This is a genomic window from Pseudomonas sp., assembly GCF_036404235.1.
Lineage (GTDB): Bacteria > Pseudomonadota > Gammaproteobacteria > Pseudomonadales > Pseudomonadaceae > Aquipseudomonas.
Map to the genome: position 1 here is coordinate 1 of NZ_DASWOT010000042.1, position 17,101 is coordinate 17,101.

A 17,101-nucleotide genomic window follows, 5' to 3' on the forward strand; every position below is an offset into this window, starting at 1 on the left:
GCTTTTCAGGTCGTACTGATGACTGTTGATTTCGGCACGCACACGCCCCGGATGCGGCGACAGCAGCAGAATCCGGTTGCCCACCACCAGCGCCTCTTCAATGGAGTGAGTGACGAACAGCAACGTAAAACGCACCTCGTCCCACAGCTCCAGCAACTCTTCCTGCATCTTGCGACGCGTCAGGGCGTCGAGCGCCGCAAAGGGTTCATCCATCAACAGGATCTTTGGCTGCATCGCCAGTGCCCGCGCAATCGCCACGCGGGCCTTCATACCGCCAGACAAGGTGTGCGGGTAAGCGTCGGCAAACGCGCTGAGGCCGACCTTTTCCAGGTAGTACCGCGCGCGTTCTTCGGCTTCGCGACGCTTCAGCGTGCGCGAGGCCAGCAGTGGAAACATGACGTTCTGGATCACCGTCTTCCAGGGCGGTAACTGGTCGAACTCCTGGAACACCACGATACGGTCGGGGCCTGGCTCTTTGACCTGCTGGCCAGCCAGACGAATCTGCCCCTCACTGGGTGCAATGAACCCAGCAACGGCCTTGAGCAGGGTCGATTTGCCACAGCCTGACGGGCCGAGCAGCACGAAGCGATCAGCCGGGTAGATTTCAAAACTGACTTGATGGGTCGCCCGCACCACGCGCTCGGAGGTGCGGTACTCAAGGCTTACGCCTTGGACTTGCAACAGAGGTTCAGCGGTTGGCTGATTGATCTGTTGCGCGGTCGAGCCATTGCTAGCCGTGTGGCTTTGCAGAACAGCATTCATGGAACTCTCCTGAATCAGAACGGCGCATCACCTTGAATGGTGGTGCGGTGCAGCCGACGACGCAGATGGTCGGGGGTGCCGCCTGCCAGGTGAATCAGGGATCGGTTGTCCCAGAAAACCATGTCGTTGGGTTGCCACTTATGGCGATACACACCTTCAGGGCGCACGCTATGGGCGTACAGCTCATTGAGAATCTGCTGACTTTCGTCGTCCGGTAATCCCACGATATGAGTAGTAAAACCTTCGCTGACGAACAGCGCTTTGCGCCCGGTTTCCGGATGCGTACGCACGATAGGATGGCTGACGACCACAACCTCAGCCAGTTGCTGGGCGCTCAATGTCGGGCGCCAGTTTTGCGCGTTGTGCCCGTCGCTATAGCGCGAGGTGTAGCTGTGAACCGCCGAGCGGCCTTCAACTGCCTTGCGCAAATGCTCCGGCAGGGTGTCCCAGGCCAGGTGCATGTCGGCGAACAACGTGTCGCCACCTTCGCTCGGCAGCTCTTGGGCATAAAGCATCGAGCCCAGGCTTGGGAGTTCTTTGTAGGACAGGTCCGAATGCCAATATTTACCGGCATCACCCAGCCCAACCGGCTGACCGTTCTCGACGATATTGGAGACGATGAGGATTTCCGGGTGATTGGCGAGCAAAAATTGCTTGAGCACATGAATCTGTAGCACGCCGAAACGGCGGCTAAAGTCGATCTGTTGTTGCGGCGTGATGTGCTGGTCGCGAAACACCACAACGTGATGATCCAGGTGCGCTTTGTGTACGCGGGCAAAGTCTGCGTCATTGAGCGGGCGGGACAGATCCAGACCGACGATTTCCGCGCCCACCTTTTCGGCGAATGGACGCACATCGAACTGCTGACCGAACGCTTGCGCGGACGAGGAAGCTTGGGAGGCTGCTGGCATGAGAACTCCGACTCCAGAAAAAGCGTGTGGCTAAGGAGGGTGAACTTTATAGACATAAGAATCGAAATTTAAATATCGTTAGAGCATATGCATAGCTCTGATCGAACTAGCGGTTTTGTGACCCCTTCCTCAGTAACGGATGCGATACCCAATTCTTGTATTTCGACGAGGACCCCAAGCGCATTCTCATGGTCTATCCTCCATCTCGCAGCCAAGCAGGCTGGCGATTGTGCCCATGTCAGGTAGTACAACAAGAGGAAGGGTTCAATGCCGCAACACAGTGCCAATACTCAGTTCCACCACCAGAGCGATCACATGAAACTGCTGATCGCCTTGCGTCGCGCGTTGAACACAGATGCAAAAACGCCGACGCATGCACAAGCCGTCGGCGTGAAAACCGTACATCACTGAGCTGCGAAGGTTGGGCGAGGCCAGGTCTCTGGCAGCACGGCGCGCCCCTCACTCAAGCTAATAGTGGGCAACGTATCGAATCCTGAAGCTTTGCGTCGTCGTCTGAAAAAACGCTCTGGGTGATTTGGGCGGCTGCCAGCATTCCCTGCTGGCTACTCATCGGTTGGCCCGGCATGGCCTCCTGTTCTTCCTTGCTCGATATATAGGGGCGAACAGCTTCCAAGAACCCTGGTGTCTTATCCAATGCCTGGTATCCGTACCAAGGCAATTTGAAGTAGAAAAATGCTTCGCCGACGGTCTCCAGCTTTTCCAGCGCTACCACGTTGGACCTTGCGCGAGTAAGGGCACGAGGTACATGCGTTGTAAACGGCTTGAGCCGTATCGCGCCTTCCCTGATCAATACTGTGCGGGTCAATGCGTTCTTCAACCGATCAGCAAAGACACGCTTTCCGGAGAAGCTTGCGGCTGCTAGCCCGATACTGACATAACCCAGCACGGCGCCCACTTCGGAGTCTGGTAAAAACTCCTTGGTGAGCGTCGAGGCGATGCTTAGAACGTCGCTCGCGATCGAAGCCAGAGCCAACGATAGGCTGAGATACAACACAGGGCCCGTTATCGGTGTCGCGAGTCCAAGCGTTCCTACTGTCAGCACCAAAGAGAACGTGGCCAGGGTAATACTGGCCGCTGCATTCCAAGAGAAGTGCCCGGTAGGGTCAATCAAATTGACCGGATCGCCCAGACAATAAGCATAGGCATTGATGCCTCCCGCACCAAATGGACTCAAACTATCCGGCGAGTGGAAACGCATCAGCGAAGGATTGTAGGCTCGGTACCCGTTGCCTAGTAAATAACAACCCGTCACCGGGTCAGGCAATTCTCCATCGAATCCCAACAGACTTTGCACACCACCTTCAAGGTGGCCGTAAGGTGTATAGCTCTGATGTCGCGTAGCGGTTTCATCCTCGCGAGTGCTCAGTACGCTGGACTGTTGGTCCGTTGCATACAGAACACTGCTTGGCTGATCGGCCACCAGCGACGTTACGCCGAACAATTGCCGATCAAGACGCACGATGCTGTCATGCCGCTGATGGTGCTGCCGGGCGACGAGGCTATCGCCGCGATAAAGATGAGTGAAGTCACCGATATCCGTGGTGCCCCCGATCAAGCGGTCCAGAGCGTCGTAACGATAGGAAGCTGCAGGATGCACCTGTGTCATGGACGCACCTCAGTAACGCTAGACAGCCGGCCGAGCGCGTCATAGTTCAAGCGACGGCCTGATTCGTCATTCATCTGATTGCCGTCTGCGTCGTAGTCAAACGTGATGTTCTGATGCACGTAGTCAGGATGGCTGTGTGTCACCGCGCTTAATTGCGTTTTGTCTGCCCGCTCGTAGGCGTAGGACGCAATGTTTTCGCCTCCGTCAAATGTCGTGGTCAAGCGTGTGATGTTGTCCAAGGCGTCGAATTCGTACACCTGGCTTACTATGGATTTACCGTTGGTGTCCTTTGGCAAGGCCACGCCCGAACATTGATACCCCACCAACCGACCACGCGGGTCATAACTGTAGCTTTCATCAAGCATCGTCTGGCCGTCCCGGGCGAGGGTTCGGCGCTGCAGCCTGTCGCTCGGATCGAAATGCTGAACCAGTTCCTCGGCTGGATTATCACCCACCGTCAGCAGGCGGCGTACCTCCCGGTCAAAGTCATCATATTCAAGCGTCGTGGCAATTTGCTGCCCGGTTTGTTTGGTGAGTGCGACAGTCCGAGACACCCGCCCCTGATCATCGTAGGTGAGCCGAGCATCGATATCACCCTGCTCAAGCGCGACAACACGGGCATGTTTATCGTAATGAGTCATCTGGGCAACGCCGCCCCCATCGACATAACTCACACGCTTGCCGCGCAAAGAGAAACTGTGCGAGGCATTGACCTCAACGGAGTCGTTGATCGTATCTTCCTGCTCTAGCATCCCGGATGCCGAGTAATGTTTGCGCTGCATCCGGGATGGGGTAGCAGCGTGTATCAGGTTCCCGTGACGAGCGTCGTAACGGTAACTGCAGGCAAGTTGTGCGTTGCCATCCACCTCTCGACTCAGTGGTTGATTGTTGAGCGAACAATCGTATTGCCAGCGCGTAACCAGCCCGCTTGCCTTGGTGTGGGTTGCAGGACGTGTTTGCGCGCCTTCGTAGGTAAATGCCTCCTGGCGGCCACCAACCACGACACTGGTCATTCGCAGCAGGCCATCATACGTACGCTCGCCTACGAGGTAATCGTTGGCCCATATACGAGAGGGCAAATCCTCCAGGCTGTGCAGAACGTATTCCTTTCGAATCTGCGCGCCATCAGGCAATGCGACCGTCAGCACCCTGTTGGCGAAGTCATAGGTGTAGTGAGTCTGATACCCATACGGATCACTCTCTTTGACGCACCGACCATAACCGTCATATTCATAACTTTTGGTACTGACGACGCGCCCTTGTCGATCATAGCGAACGATGCTGTCGTCCTTGCCAAACAGGTTTTTGGTAGTGACCGTTTTGCCAGCGCCCTCTTTCCCCGTTTCGTGAGTCAGGGTAATTGGATCAGTACGGTCATGAAACCTCACCCCATCCGGCCCGATGGTCACTGCCTTGTTGCCCCAATCGTCATACTCATAAGCCGTGACAAGGGGTCGAGGTGCGTCCTGGGTCCAATCGGTACTTTCCTCGCGAACAAGCTGACCAAGATGGTTGTATTTGGCCGTGTAAATAGTACGCACCGGCTTAACGCGATGGTCGACATCCTGGGCTGGTGCCTTCTCTGTACCATTTGGCTCGCCGTCAACATCTTGAGCCCTTACTTCCACTGTGCGCCCAAGCCCGTCAATGAGCGTGGTCACTGCTCGTCCGACAGAGTCGCTCGTCACTATCATCTGAGAGTCCGCCGCTGAGGCCGACAAGTGGTGCTCGTGAATGACCGTACATTGATTGGGCGTTCCGACGGCCAGGATCTCACTGACTTTCCTGCCAAGCCGGTCGTAAGCGAAGTCGACCGAAACGCCACAACGATCCTCGGTCTTGATCCGCGCGCCAAAGCAGGGATCCTGGAGAAGCCATTGTTGGCTCTGAACGCCCATTGAGGTGAAAGTCGTTTGCGTTTTGAACTGGCCGTTCAGCACTTCATAGTTATGCTGGTAACGGCCTTCGACACCGTTGATGGTGTCGATGGTTTGACTCACGCGACCAAAAAAAAGACTGCCAATGTCATCGACATATTCATAGGCCACCGTTTTATAAGGCGTGTCTGAGTCTTCCCCCGTCAACGTGGCATGGCTCTGTTGCTGCAATGCGATAAACCGGGCACGTGCCGGCGTGGCAGAGGGCAGGTCCACATATTGATAAGTGGTGACCAAAGGCTGTGCGCTTGCCCGTCCAGGCGCAGGCGTAACGGTCTTGCTTTTGAGCCAACGAACCCCGCCAAAGGGATCTGCCGGGCACCCCACCGAACCTTCTACGGGGTAGTACTCAAGCTCCTCGATTACGCCGGTCGGCAGAACCTGTTTCAGCAAATTGCCGTGCCCGTCGAACTCCGTCAGTGTTTCCTCGATCCTGACCTTATCTGGGTCGGCGGTGAGCGAGTACTCGGTCCAACTGCGCCGAGGTAACTGGAAATTGGCAGGTTGCAGATGATAGGCCAAACCCGCTCTGTCGTTGTATTCGATGCTTTTTTTGACGACATGACCTTGCTGGCTGGTGGTTTCCCTGACAAGTAAATGAAATCGGTTGTACGTCCGGGTGATCTGCCTCACGGGTCGCTGATTACTTCCATTTCCCGTGACGAGCGCCTCGACGCTACTGTATTCAAAATCGCCAAGTGCTTGATAAAGGTTGTCTTCGCCAGCGCCCCAGCGGATGTTCGAACCAAAACCGAGGTAGTTTTTCAGCGAGTAGCTGAACTTGCGCACGATAGATGGCTGACCCGCGCCAGGAAATACCATGTGGCCCACAACCGCCGGCAAGGCACTTAAGGGAGCACCGTCAGGAAGCTGCATCAACGATGCCCTGTAGGTCACGCGCTCCAAACCGCCGGTGGGCAATCGCAGTTCGGACATCAGCAATAGATTTTCTATTTTTGTGTATGTAAACGCCCACTGAGCGGTGTCTGTTGTACCGGTATTGAGAATGATCGATCTCAGCTCACCGTTCTTCACGCGTAACTGAAAGCGCAACATGTTTTCGGGTAGATCGGGCCAGACAGTGATCTTAGGCGCTGACGCTACGTCGAGCTCAATAAGCAGCAATCGCTGGTGCTCATCCCACACCTCATGCAGACATTGCCTCCCATGATGGACGGTATAGTTCAGGCGAATCATTCGGCCCTGCGCCGAATAGATTTTCGTCACCAACCATTCCGGCCAGTCTCCGCCCGGGTTACTCAATACCTCCATCAACCCTGACTTGTGTTCGATCACAAGCTCATCGCCCACCTTGCTGGTCTTGATGTCTCGTATCTTTTTGTCGATGACCTGGAAGTCATCAGCGGAAATGAGCGCTTCGTATGATGCACCCGTGAGCAGACTCAGCCGTCTGCTTGATGATGAATAGCGCGAGCACGGAATTGACCAGCCAATACCGAAACCATGATCGACACCTTGAAGTGCATTGAACACCAACGACACCGGGCAAGAGGGGCCAGCCAATACGTTTGCTATTAAAGAACAAAGAGAAATACTGCTGCTAAACGTACCCGTTCTTGGATCGACACCGGATGTAAAGAAACTGGAAAAATTATAGGCGTGCGAAGGCGCACCGGTAATAGCTGAAGCCATGATTTATTACTCCACCAAGTTGCCTTTGGCGTGCCCACCAAAGGCGTTAAATAATTAAAACAGCGTCAGCGCCTGTTGCTCTGCCGCGAAAGCCACGCGAATATTATGAGCATTGCCGTAGGTATCGACCGTCTCCACATTAATCGGCTGCAAGGCGGCGTGATGATTGCCTATTCGTTTAAGCGGCTTCTGCCAACCTAACACGATCGCAAAGGTGCCCGATTTTTTTGCGCTGGCAGGGACACGCGGAATATAGGCATATTCAATGTATCCAACTTCAAACTGATCGGACCCTGGAAGGGCCACGCCCGCATAAGTTCCCTCTTCTTCAATACCCTTGCCAAGGTGAAGCATACCTCGCTGTTTAGGTACCGTATATTCAGTAAGGAATTCAACATGCGCACCGTTTTCAAACAAAGAAAGTGTGTAACACGTAAAGTCCACTTCGTGGCCGTTTGGATTAAGCTCAGTTCTTCGATGGTCATTGCTGAAGGTGTAGTCGTGAGGCCGATAAACCTTCCGAGGAATAGCCGAAAGCCTGGCCACTCCGCCAGCCAGTTCACCAGAGCTGAATACCGCTCCGGCCTCCTGCGTGATACGAAACCCGACATGTAAGACCTCTGGCGTGCGGGTGTGCAAATAAATTTTCACGCGTCGTTCGTGCTCGCTGGTACTCGGCGGCACCGCAGAGGGCGCGTCCCCGGTGGACGGCAACGGTACGAATTGAGTATTGCGATTGTAACTCCATCCCCAACCTTTGTGATCAACGGGGGCACCGTATTTATAGTTGTAACTGTCCAGCACTTCCTGGGCCACTATATGAATGTCTGCGCCTCGAGAATCGAACAGCTCCAGACTCTGAAGCTCTTGGGTACTGATAGGCGCATCGTGGCCATTTTCATCTATCGCCAGAACCCGAACAAGCAGTTCAACTTGTTGTAGGCCGTTGGCATACAGCAGATGACTGTTCGTCGCCTCTATGCTCATGATTTTCATATCAGCCCACGGCTGTTCTTTATGCAATTCTCTATCGTCCATGATGTTCTCTACTGCTCGAATTTATAATCTACTTATTTAAACGTCGCACTGTGTGCGACACACTATTTGTCGAATTACAAAGGATCCGACAGACATTAATAAATAGAACTACCTATAAACATTCAATAGTCCATCAGGCACAGAGGACGAAGGCATAGCAAAGAAATGTCTGTAGGAATTAACCTCTGACACGTGTGATCAAGCCTTGGATACAGCAAAGGTTTATGCAATACGGCATTCAGGTTTGGGGATCAGACAGACCACCAGAGAGGAGTCGTTTCAGACGCTGAAGTAGGTCCTGGACAAAACCCAGTTGCGTTCTTGCGCTCACACGCAAAAATCCGGGGTCGCTGAATTGCGCCCCGGATAGGTAGTACTAAACGATGTGCTGGAACCCATCAGAACGCTGGCAATACCGCGCCGTCGTACTTCTTGTTGATGAAGTCTTTGACTTCCTGGCTGGTCAGCGCTTTGGACAGCTTCTCGATGGCGGCGGTGTGGGCGTTGTCCTCACGGGTCACCAGGAAGTTAACGTAAGGCGAGTCAGCCCCTTCGATGATCAGCGCGTCTTTCTTGGGATTGAGCTTGGCTTCCAGCGCGTAGTTGGTGTTGATCAGGTCCAGGTCGACTTGATCCAGCACGCGCGGCAGGACAGCGGATTCCAGCTCACGGAACTTGAATTTTTTCGGGTTGGTGGCGATGTCTTTTGGAGTCGACAGCGCATTGGTCGGGTCCTTCAGCGTGATCAAACCGTTTTTCTGCAACAGCAGCAGTGCGCGACCGGCGTTGCTGCCTTCGTTTGGAATGGCAATGGTTGCGCCTTCCGGCAGATCAGCGATGGACTTGTACTTCTTCGAATAACCACCAAACGGTTCAACGTGAACGCCCACACCCGTCACCAAGTGTGCGTTTTTACCTTTGTTGAAGCCATCCAGATACGGCTTGGTCTGAAAGTAGTTGGCGTCCAGACGTTTTTCGTTCAGTTGCACGTTGGGCTGTACGTAATCGGTGAAGACCTTGATTTCCAGGTCCACGCCTTCTTTGGCCAGCTCAGGCTTGATCAACTCAAGGATCTCGGCGTGCGGAACTGGCGTTGCACCCACGACCAGTTTTTCGCCCGCTTGTGCCAGGCCGATGGAGAGTGCGGCCGCAAGAGCGGTCAATAGCAGCGTCTTTTTCATGCAATGTCCTTAGGAGAGTCCGGTCGCCTCAACAGGCGACTCGCGTCTATGTTGAGTGCCGCCAACACAGGTGGTTAGCGGCGTGGAATGGACATTACCGATATTTCTTATTCCCTTACAATACTTTTTAGGCGAATGCTTATTCTATTTTGTGAGGTTGCTAGTGACCGCATGCAACCCTTCTGCCTATGGCCCTCGCCGGGTAGAGGAAGGGCCTCCAACCGTTTAGCGTTATCGGGATGCTTGCGCGAGACGCAAATCGACCTCAGCCAGCAAGCGCCTGACTGCAAAGAGTTGCTCAGTCGTTGCATCCTTCCCCCACCGCGCCAGTTGCCGCTCGATCAGCGTAAGCGCATCAGGGGTTTGCGGCAGACTTAAATGCTCAGGCAGGACCTCATCTCCATTGCTGACCAACAACGCAAAGTGGATGACGTTCTCCAGTTCCCGTGTGTTCCCTGGCCACGTGTGTTGCTCTAACACCTGCTGAGCCGCATCGCTGATCAGTGGCATTGGGAAGTCGAAACGCTGGCTGTAGATGCCCAGAAAATACTCGGCCAACGGCAGAATATTACCCGGCTGTTCGCGAAGCGCTGGCATGTCCAACTGCCCCTCGCTTAAGTAGTGATACAAGCGCTCGTGAAACTTACCGGCCGCCACCGCCAACCTCAGGTCGATACTGGTTGCCGCGACCAGACGCACGTCTACGGGGCTAGGCTGGTGAGCGCCCACGCGAGTCACTTCACGATTTTCCAGCGCAGCCAGCAGCTTGATCTGAATCGAGAGCGGCAAATCAGCAATTTCGTCCAAATAGAGCGTGCCGCCAGTGGCCGACCCAAACCACCCGGCACGGCTGCTGACCGAGCCGCTGTGGGCGCCCGCCGCGTAGCCGAACAACTCTGCATCGGCATAGGTCGGGCTGATCGCGCCGCAATTGACTGAAACGAACAGCCCTGCACGATCACTGCCACGATGGATGTGCCGCGCCAACAGCTCCTTACCCGTCCCGGACTCCCCTTGGATCAACACAGGCAAATCTTGGGTGGCCAGCAGCTCCATCTCTTCACGCAAACGGCGTGAGCGCGGATCGAAGAACACCAGCGCTTTGGCGCGAATGCTCAGCGGGCTTTTTTCGGCGTCGGGGAAGGTCAGCAGCGGCTGGGCGTAGGTTTCAGGATGACTCATGGCAGACTCCCGCCCAAGTCCTTCGTCGGAACTGGGCGTTACATAAAAAATAGGCCGCCGAGCCATGGGGCTCGGTTCGGCAAAAGCTAGCGATGGGAAACGCAGTGGTTCGTATGCGACGTGAATAAGGTCAGGGGTAGATCAGGCGCGACGGCGCGACAGATGTTCCATTCGGCCCTGCAGGCGATAGAGATAAGCGAAGCCTTGCTCCCAGCGTTGATGGCCTGATTTGACGTTGATGTGCCCGCCGCCGCCGATGATGCCGATTTCTGCACCCCAATTGCTGGCCATTTCCATTGCCCGCAAAGCACTGACGGCAGAATCGTTATCGGAGCTGACCACTTGCGTCGGGAACGGCAGCAGGTGCTCGGGAATCGGTGCGAAATTGCGAATCGCTGGCGGGCAATTAGGGCGTTCGACATCAGCCGGTGCGACCAGCAAAGCGCCGCGCACTTGCCGCAGCGTTTGCAGCGGCGCCAATTGCGCCCAATGCGCGACAGTCACGCACCCCAAGCTGTGCGCGATCAGGATCACCGGGGAGCTGTCAGCGGCAATAGTGCGTTGCAGTTCACCCACCCAGTCTTCGCGACGCGGTTTGAGCCAATCGGCCTGTTCCACTCGGACACTGTTGGGCAGGCTGTTTTGCCAATGGGTTTGCCAATGGTCGTCGGCAGACCCTTGCCAGCCTGGCAGGATCAGATAGCGGATCGATTGGTTATGCATGGGGTTCGCCTCCTGCATGTTGCGTTCATGGGGGCGAGTATAGGGATGCCGTATATATTCGTTAAGGAATAAGAAGCTATTTATTAATATCTTAAAAACATATGTAGAGAATGATGGGCCAAACGGTAGATACCGCGCAGAAAAAAAGAGGGCCGCTCCCTGCCTAAGGAACGGCCCATAAAATCGCTGCCTGCCCCGCTCGCCGGGGATAGATGAAGAGTACGAGAACGTTGTTACAGAAATTTTATCGGGACCCACCGTTGGTCTGCGTCAGAAGAGCCATCGACGAACACTCTCCTGATGTTGGAACATCCAGCCGATGAAGGCCACAGCCATGACGTGTGGCTTACTCGGTCAAGCGGTGCCTGGCCAGATGCCGAAGCTTGTCGGTATCCAAAATCGAGATGAAGTCGTGGTCCCGGCGAATGACCTTGCGCTCGCAAAGCTCTTCCAGCGTGCGGTCGATGCTCTCGGCTGCTAGCCCAAGGCACTGTTCAGAAGGCAAATCGTTGCGTGAAACGATGCGCACCGAACAATTGATCTCTCCATACCCTTCGGACAGCATCAACAGTCGGAACGCCACTCGCTCAAGCGTTGGCAATAATGTGAGTTGACCAGCAGGCGGTACTCTCAACCCCAGTTTGCGGCCAAGCAGATCGGCAAAATAGCGTCTGTATTCGGGATGCCCCTGCAATAACTCACGCAGGCTGCCTTGAGGCATCTGCAATGTGATTACCTGATCTTCGGCGTAGATATCCTGCAGACGAGGTTTATCTTCGAACAGCGACACCTCACCGAACCAGTAAGGCCGTTTGAAATGACTCGGCGGCAACCATTGGCGCTGCTGGCAAGGCCGCCCCATACGCAACGAGCCCTCCAGCAACGCGTAAAAACCGCACACTGGATAGTCTTTTCTGAAGATAAGTTTGCCTGGCGTCACACGCCGCTGCTGCATGGACACCAGCAGGCTATCCTGCAACTTAGCGGGCAGTTCGTTGAACCACTGATCATTGATCAACCACGAGCGCCATTGGGTTCCATTCGTCATGTGAGTCTCCTTTTTCTTACTTGTTATTTGCTGCAGGCTGGACCGGAGCACTGCTTGCCACCCTGGAAGCAGCGGCATGATCAACGCTACAAGGGAGGAAAAACAATGAAAAACCTCATCGATCATTTGAGCCAATATGCGTCCTACCATAGGGATACCCGGAACATCGTCAGCCATTTCCTAGGCATTCCGTTGATTGTGCTCGCGGTGGCTGTACTACTTTCCTTACCTGGCATTGTTGTCGCCGGATTCCGGCTCTCACCCGCGGCATTAGCGGTGCTGGCGTCAACGATGTTCTACCTGCGGCTCGACCTCGCCTTTGGCGTGCTAATGGCCGGGCTTTTGGGGCTGTGCCTATGGGCTGGCGCCCTGCTCGCACAACAGCCAGTCATGGTCTGGCTCAGTACCGGGCTGGGCTTGTTTATCGTCGGCTGGGTTATCCAGTTCGTTGGTCATTATTACGAGGGTCGCAAACCTGCGTTTATCGACGACGTCACAGGCCTGATCATCGGCCCGCTATTCGTGGTGGCAGAGTTGGCGTTTTTGCTGGGCATGCGCAAAGGCTTGCAGCATGAGATTGAAAAGCGGGTCGGGGTTACGCGCAGGCGGGATATGAAGACAGCGGTTCGAAGCAGAACCTGATGACAGCGCAGCCCTTGTAACGGCCAAAGGCTGCGATCAAATCTCAAACCAACACCGAGTTTGAGTTCTATCGCAGCCTTCCCCCCTACAGGGCCTATTACCCAGCCCGCAACGTCAGCGGGCTGAACGCACTATCAGATATTCGCCACCTTCTGCCAGACCTTCGGCTTGAAGAAGAGCGTCTCACCGCGAGTCAAGCCGATCAGGCTGTCGTGGTCTTTCACCACCTCAGCTTCGATCAGCTCGCTCTGCCCTTCGACCTTCAGCGTCACACGAGTCGTCGCGCCCAGCGGGCGAATGTCGCGGACTTCAGCGGCGTGGTGGCCTTCCAGCTCGTGACGCGACAGCGAGACTTCGTGCGGACGGAACAGCACGTTGTCTTCGCCCAAATGCAGACGGTTCGAATCGCCAAGGAAGTGATAAACAAAATCGCTGGCCGGGTTTTCATACACGTCGCCCGGTGAGCCGATTTGCTCGATCACGCCTTTGTTCATCACCACAATGCGGTCCGCCACTTCCATGGCTTCTTCCTGGTCGTGGGTCACGAATACGGAGGTCAAGTTGATGTCTTCGTGCAGCCGTGCCAACCAGCGGCGCAGCTCTTTACGCACTTTGGCGTCCAACGCACCGAACGGCTCATCGAGCAACAGCACTTTGGGCTCGACCGCCAGCGCACGCGCCAGGGCGATACGCTGACGCTGACCACCAGACAACTGCTCCGGATAACGATCCGACAGCCAATCGAGCTGCACCATGTTGAGCAGCTCATGCACCTTGGCCGCGATCTGGCTTTCGTTCGGGCGCTGTTTTTTAGGTTTCATGCGCAGGCCGAAAGCAACGTTGTCGAACACGGTCATATGGCGGAACAGCGCGTAATGCTGGAACACGAAGCCAACATTACGATCACGCACGTCGTGTTCGGAAACGTCTTCGCCGTGGAACACGATACTGCCCTGATCCGGTGTTTCCAGCCCGGCGATAATGCGCAGCAATGTGGTCTTGCCACAACCGGACGGGCCCAACAACGCCACCAACTCGCCACTCTGGATGTCCAGGTTGATGTTGTTGAGGGCCTTGAAAGCGTTGAAGTTCTTGCTGACGTTACGGACTTCGATCGACATGAATTATTCCTCCGCCGCACTTTGGCGCAGACGGTTAATACGGGATTCGCTCCACTGCTTGAGCAGCAGGATTAACAGCGCAAGGATCAGCAACAGGCTCGCCACGGCAAACGCGGCCACGTGGTTGTACTCGTTGTAGAGAATTTCGACGTGCAGCGGCAGGGTATTGGTGACACCGCGAATGTGTCCGGACACCACCGACACCGCGCCGAATTCGCCCATGGCCCGGGCCGTACACAGCACTACGCCGTAGATCAGACCCCATTTGATATTGGGCACCGTGACGTGCCAGAACATCTGCCAGCCGTTGGCGCCCAGCAAACGAGCGGCCTCTTCTTCCTGAGTGCCTTGTTCCTGCATCAGCGGGATCAGCTCACGCGCCACGAACGGCACAGTCACGAAGATGGTCGCCAGCACGATGCCCGGCAAAGCGAAGACGATCTGAATGTCGTGGTCCTGTAACCAAGGCCCAAACAGCCCTTGCGCGCCGAACATCAGTACATAGACCAGACCGGCGATGACCGGCGAGACCGAGAAGGGTAGGTCGATCAGCGTCACCAGAAAGCTTTTTCCCCGAAACGAGTACTTGCTCACGCACCACGCGGCACTGACACCGAACAGCAGATTGAGCGGCACCGAAATCAACACGGCGATCACCGTGAGCTTGAGCGCCGACAAGGCGTCGGGCTCGAAGATCGCGGTAAAGAAAGCTCCCAGGCCGGATTTCAGGCCTTGGGATACGACAATGAACAGCGGCAACAATAAAAACAGCGCAAAGACCAGCCAACCGAGGCTGATCAGGATGCGCCGCGACACGGCGCTGCCACGGCGGGCAGCATTGGCCGAGGACGCGGCGATAAGCGATGAACCAGACATAGTGCGCCTCCTCAGGATGGGGTTTCGATGCGTCGCTGCAGCAAGTTGATCAGCAGCAACAGAATGAACGACACCACCAGCATCATCACGCCAATCGCCGTGGCGCCGGTGTAGTCATACTGGTCCAGCTTGACCATGATCAGCAGCGGCAGGATTTCAGTCTTCATTGGCATGTTGCCAGCGATGAAAATCACCGAACCGTACTCACCGACGCCGCGCGCAAAGGCCAGTGCAAAACCGGTCAGCCACGCAGGCAGCAGCGCTGGAACGAGGATGTAGCGAAATACCTGCAAGGGACGCGCACCGAGGCAAGCAGCGGCCTCCTCGACTTCGCGCGGAATATCGGCCAGCACCGGTTGCACCGTGCGCACCACGAACGGCAGCGTGACGAAGGTCAGCGCCAGGGTGATCCCAAGTGGCGTGTAAGCGATTTTGAAGCCCAGGTCGGTGGCAAACTGTCCTACGAGCCCTGTCGGCGTGTACAGCGCGGTCAGTGCGATGCCGGCCACAGCGGTGGGCAGCGCGAAGGGCAGATCGATCATCGCATCGATGATCTTGCGCCCGGGGAAGGTGTAGCGCACCAATACCCAAGCCAGCAACGTACCGATGATGCCGTTGATGATGGCGGCATAGAACGCCGTGCCGAAACTCAGTTTCAGGGCAGCGAGCACACGCGGTGCCGTGACGATGTTCCAGAACTGATCCCAGGTGAGCTGGGCGGCATGAACAAACATGGCTGCCAGCGGAATCAACACAATCAGACTGAGATACACCAAGGTGTAACCCAGCGTCAGCCCGAAGCCGGGTATGACGGGGGAGATACGTCGCGACATAAGTGTCCTTGGTTAACGTACAAAGCCCGGAGGCGAATCCGGGCTTGGAAAACAGGCCGACGAGACGCTGTTCGGCGTCTCGCCACGCAGATTATTGCGCTTGGTAGATCTGGTCGAACACGCCGCCATCGTTAAAGAATTTCGGCTGCGCAGTTTTCCAGCCGCCGAAGTCTTTGTCGATAGTCAGCAGGTTCAGTTTTGGAAATTGCTTTTCGTACTTGGCAGCGACTTCAGCGTTGCGTGGACGGTAGAAGTTTTTTGCTGCAATTTCCTGACCTTCTTTGCTGTAGAGGTGCTTCAGGTATTCGGTGGCGATTTCGGTGTTGCCCTTTTTCTCGGCGTTCTTGTCGACCACGGCGACAGGGGGCTCAGCCAGAATCGACAGCGAAGGTACGACGATGTCGAACTTGTCTGCGCCGCCGTCTTCTTTGAGTGCCAGGAAGGCTTCGTTTTCCCATGCCAGCAGCACATCGCCCTGGCCGTTGTTGACGAAGGTAATGGTCGAACCGCGAGCGCCGGTGTCCAGAATCGGGACGTGCTTGAACAACTCTGTCACGTATTCATTGGCCTTGGCTTCACTGCCGCCGGTTTTCAGGCCGTAGCCGTAGGCTGCGAGGAAGTTCCAGCGTGCGCCACCGGAGGTTTTCGGGTTTGGCGTGATGACAGAAACGTCTTTCTTGATCAAGTCACCCCAATCCTTGATGCCTTTTGGGTTGCCCTTGCGCACCAGGAACACGATGGTCGAGGTGTACGGAGTGCTGGCGTCCGGGAGGCGGGTTTGCCAGTTTTCAGGCAGGGTTTTACCCAGCTTGGCGATTTCGTCGATGTCTCCGGCCAACGCCAGCGTCACGACGTCAGCGCGCAGACCGTCAATTACAGCGCGGCCTTGCTTGCCCGACCCCCCGTGGGATTGCTTGATTTCGACCTTGTCATCCGGGTGCGATTTTTTCCAGAAATTGACGAATTCAGCGTTGTAATCCTGATACAGCTCGCGTGTCGGGTCATAAGAAACGTTGAGCAGCTCGTAATCCTTGGCAACGGCGGAACCTGCAAACACAGCACTGGCGAGGGCCGCCAGCGCGTAACGGCGAATGGACATGAATCAAGCTCCTTGGAATGAGTGTTGTTGGCTTTTTTAGTTTTAGTTTTGACGCTTCTGTAGGAGCGAACTTGTTCGCGAAGCGGCATAACTGACACAGTACATAGCCCCTTCGCCAACAAGTTGGCTCCTACAGCTCAATGCAATCTTCAACTTGGTTTGTTACCTGGATTCTGCAAACGGAATTTCTCTTTACGTTCGATCTGTACCACCTGCGCGTTATGCACAGTAATTTCGACCGCGCCGAAGCGCAGGTCGCGCAGTGCGCTCTGGATTTCACGCAAAATGCTTGCTTCGTCCTGGCCGTCAACGCTACGTAGAGATGCGCTCATGATCGTGCTCCTTGGATAAGTTGCCCGCAGCACGAATGGAAAGGGGGCTGCTGATGGCGTGGAGACAATCTTAGAGAGACGGGGTTATTCTTAAAAATACTATTTAAGAATGCAGATATAACAAAAAGGAATTTAC

At 55.5% G+C, this 17,101-nt stretch carries 16 protein-coding genes; 2 read left to right on the forward strand and 14 right to left on the reverse strand.

Annotated elements, in window-relative coordinates:
* Together VGC62_RS05395 and VGC62_RS05400 are read right to left on the reverse strand one after the other, a co-directional pair.
* Positions 1 to 762 (reverse strand): ABC transporter ATP-binding protein (locus VGC62_RS05395; RefSeq protein WP_331186035.1); only part of this gene is annotated, 762 nt, incomplete at its 3' end.
* Positions 763 to 776: 14 nt separating this feature from the next.
* Positions 777 to 1,673, reverse strand: coding sequence for a TauD/TfdA family dioxygenase (locus VGC62_RS05400; RefSeq protein ID WP_331186036.1), 897 nt, complete (start codon positions 1,671 to 1,673; stop codon positions 777 to 779).
* Positions 1,674 to 1,940: 267 nt separating this feature from the next.
* On the opposite strand from VGC62_RS05400, the gene VGC62_RS05405 reads away from it, so the two are divergent.
* Positions 1,941 to 2,084 carry a hypothetical protein gene (locus VGC62_RS05405; protein WP_331186037.1) on the forward strand — a complete coding sequence of 48 codons (144 nt, stop codon included), beginning with the start codon at positions 1,941 to 1,943 and terminating at the stop codon, positions 2,082 to 2,084.
* Positions 2,085 to 2,136: 52 nt separating this feature from the next.
* On the opposite strand, the gene VGC62_RS05410 is transcribed toward VGC62_RS05405, so the two are convergent.
* The 7 genes from VGC62_RS05410 to VGC62_RS05440 all read right to left on the reverse strand — a co-directional run bounded on the left by VGC62_RS05410 (position 2,137) and on the right by VGC62_RS05440 (position 12,062).
* Positions 2,137 to 3,300: an RHS repeat-associated core domain-containing protein gene (locus VGC62_RS05410; RefSeq protein WP_331186038.1), complete on the reverse strand. Its 1,164-nt coding sequence runs from the start codon at positions 3,298 to 3,300 to the stop codon at positions 2,137 to 2,139.
* Positions 3,297 to 6,890 carry a hypothetical protein gene (locus VGC62_RS05415; RefSeq protein WP_331186039.1) on the reverse strand — a complete coding sequence of 1,198 codons (3,594 nt, stop codon included), beginning with the start codon at positions 6,888 to 6,890 and terminating at the stop codon, positions 3,297 to 3,299. Before VGC62_RS05415 ends, VGC62_RS05410 begins: the two co-directional genes overlap by 4 nt.
* Positions 6,891 to 6,944: 54 nt before the next feature.
* Positions 6,945 to 7,928, reverse strand: coding sequence for a hypothetical protein (locus VGC62_RS05420; protein ID WP_331186040.1), 984 nt, complete (start codon positions 7,926 to 7,928; stop codon positions 6,945 to 6,947).
* A 398-nt stretch (positions 7,929 to 8,326) separates the two neighbouring features.
* Positions 8,327 to 9,109, reverse strand: a complete 783-nt coding sequence (locus VGC62_RS05425; protein ID WP_331186041.1) for a MetQ/NlpA family ABC transporter substrate-binding protein — start codon at positions 9,107 to 9,109, stop codon at positions 8,327 to 8,329.
* 231 nt (positions 9,110 to 9,340) lie between these two features.
* On the reverse strand, positions 9,341 to 10,291 hold the full coding sequence (locus VGC62_RS05430) for a sigma 54-interacting transcriptional regulator (protein WP_331186042.1): 951 nt from the start codon (positions 10,289 to 10,291) through the stop codon (positions 9,341 to 9,343).
* 141 nt (positions 10,292 to 10,432) lie between these two features.
* Positions 10,433 to 11,014, reverse strand: coding sequence for an alpha/beta hydrolase (locus VGC62_RS05435; protein WP_331186043.1), 582 nt, complete (start codon positions 11,012 to 11,014; stop codon positions 10,433 to 10,435).
* 346 nt (positions 11,015 to 11,360) lie between these two features.
* Positions 11,361 to 12,062 (reverse strand): Crp/Fnr family transcriptional regulator, encoded by a 702-nt coding sequence (locus VGC62_RS05440; RefSeq protein ID WP_331186044.1) that lies wholly within the window; start codon positions 12,060 to 12,062, stop codon positions 11,361 to 11,363.
* 105 nt (positions 12,063 to 12,167) lie between these two features.
* On the opposite strand from VGC62_RS05440, the gene VGC62_RS05445 reads away from it, so the two are divergent.
* Complete coding sequence (locus VGC62_RS05445) at positions 12,168 to 12,704, forward strand: DUF962 domain-containing protein (RefSeq protein WP_331186045.1); 537 nt, start codon at positions 12,168 to 12,170, stop codon at positions 12,702 to 12,704.
* Positions 12,705 to 12,838: 134 nt separating this feature from the next.
* On the opposite strand, the gene VGC62_RS05450 is transcribed toward VGC62_RS05445, so the two are convergent.
* The 5 genes from VGC62_RS05450 to oscA all read right to left on the reverse strand — a co-directional run bounded on the left by VGC62_RS05450 (position 12,839) and on the right by oscA (position 16,965).
* Complete coding sequence (locus VGC62_RS05450) at positions 12,839 to 13,825, reverse strand: sulfate ABC transporter ATP-binding protein (RefSeq protein ID WP_331186046.1); 987 nt, start codon at positions 13,823 to 13,825, stop codon at positions 12,839 to 12,841.
* 3 nt (positions 13,826 to 13,828) lie between these two features.
* Entirely contained in the window at positions 13,829 to 14,701 is an 873-nt protein-coding gene (gene cysW / locus VGC62_RS05455) for a sulfate ABC transporter permease subunit CysW (RefSeq protein WP_331186047.1), read from the reverse strand.
* 11 nt (positions 14,702 to 14,712) lie between these two features.
* Positions 14,713 to 15,534 carry a sulfate ABC transporter permease subunit CysT gene (gene cysT / locus VGC62_RS05460; RefSeq protein WP_331186048.1) on the reverse strand — a complete coding sequence of 274 codons (822 nt, stop codon included), beginning with the start codon at positions 15,532 to 15,534 and terminating at the stop codon, positions 14,713 to 14,715.
* Positions 15,535 to 15,625: 91 nt separating this feature from the next.
* Positions 15,626 to 16,633, reverse strand: a complete 1,008-nt coding sequence (locus tag VGC62_RS05465; protein ID WP_331186049.1) for a sulfate ABC transporter substrate-binding protein — start codon at positions 16,631 to 16,633, stop codon at positions 15,626 to 15,628.
* 149 nt (positions 16,634 to 16,782) lie between these two features.
* Positions 16,783 to 16,965: a sulfur starvation response protein OscA gene (gene oscA / locus VGC62_RS05470; RefSeq protein WP_074752461.1), complete on the reverse strand. Its 183-nt coding sequence runs from the start codon at positions 16,963 to 16,965 to the stop codon at positions 16,783 to 16,785.
* Positions 16,966 to 17,101 lie beyond the last annotated feature (136 nt).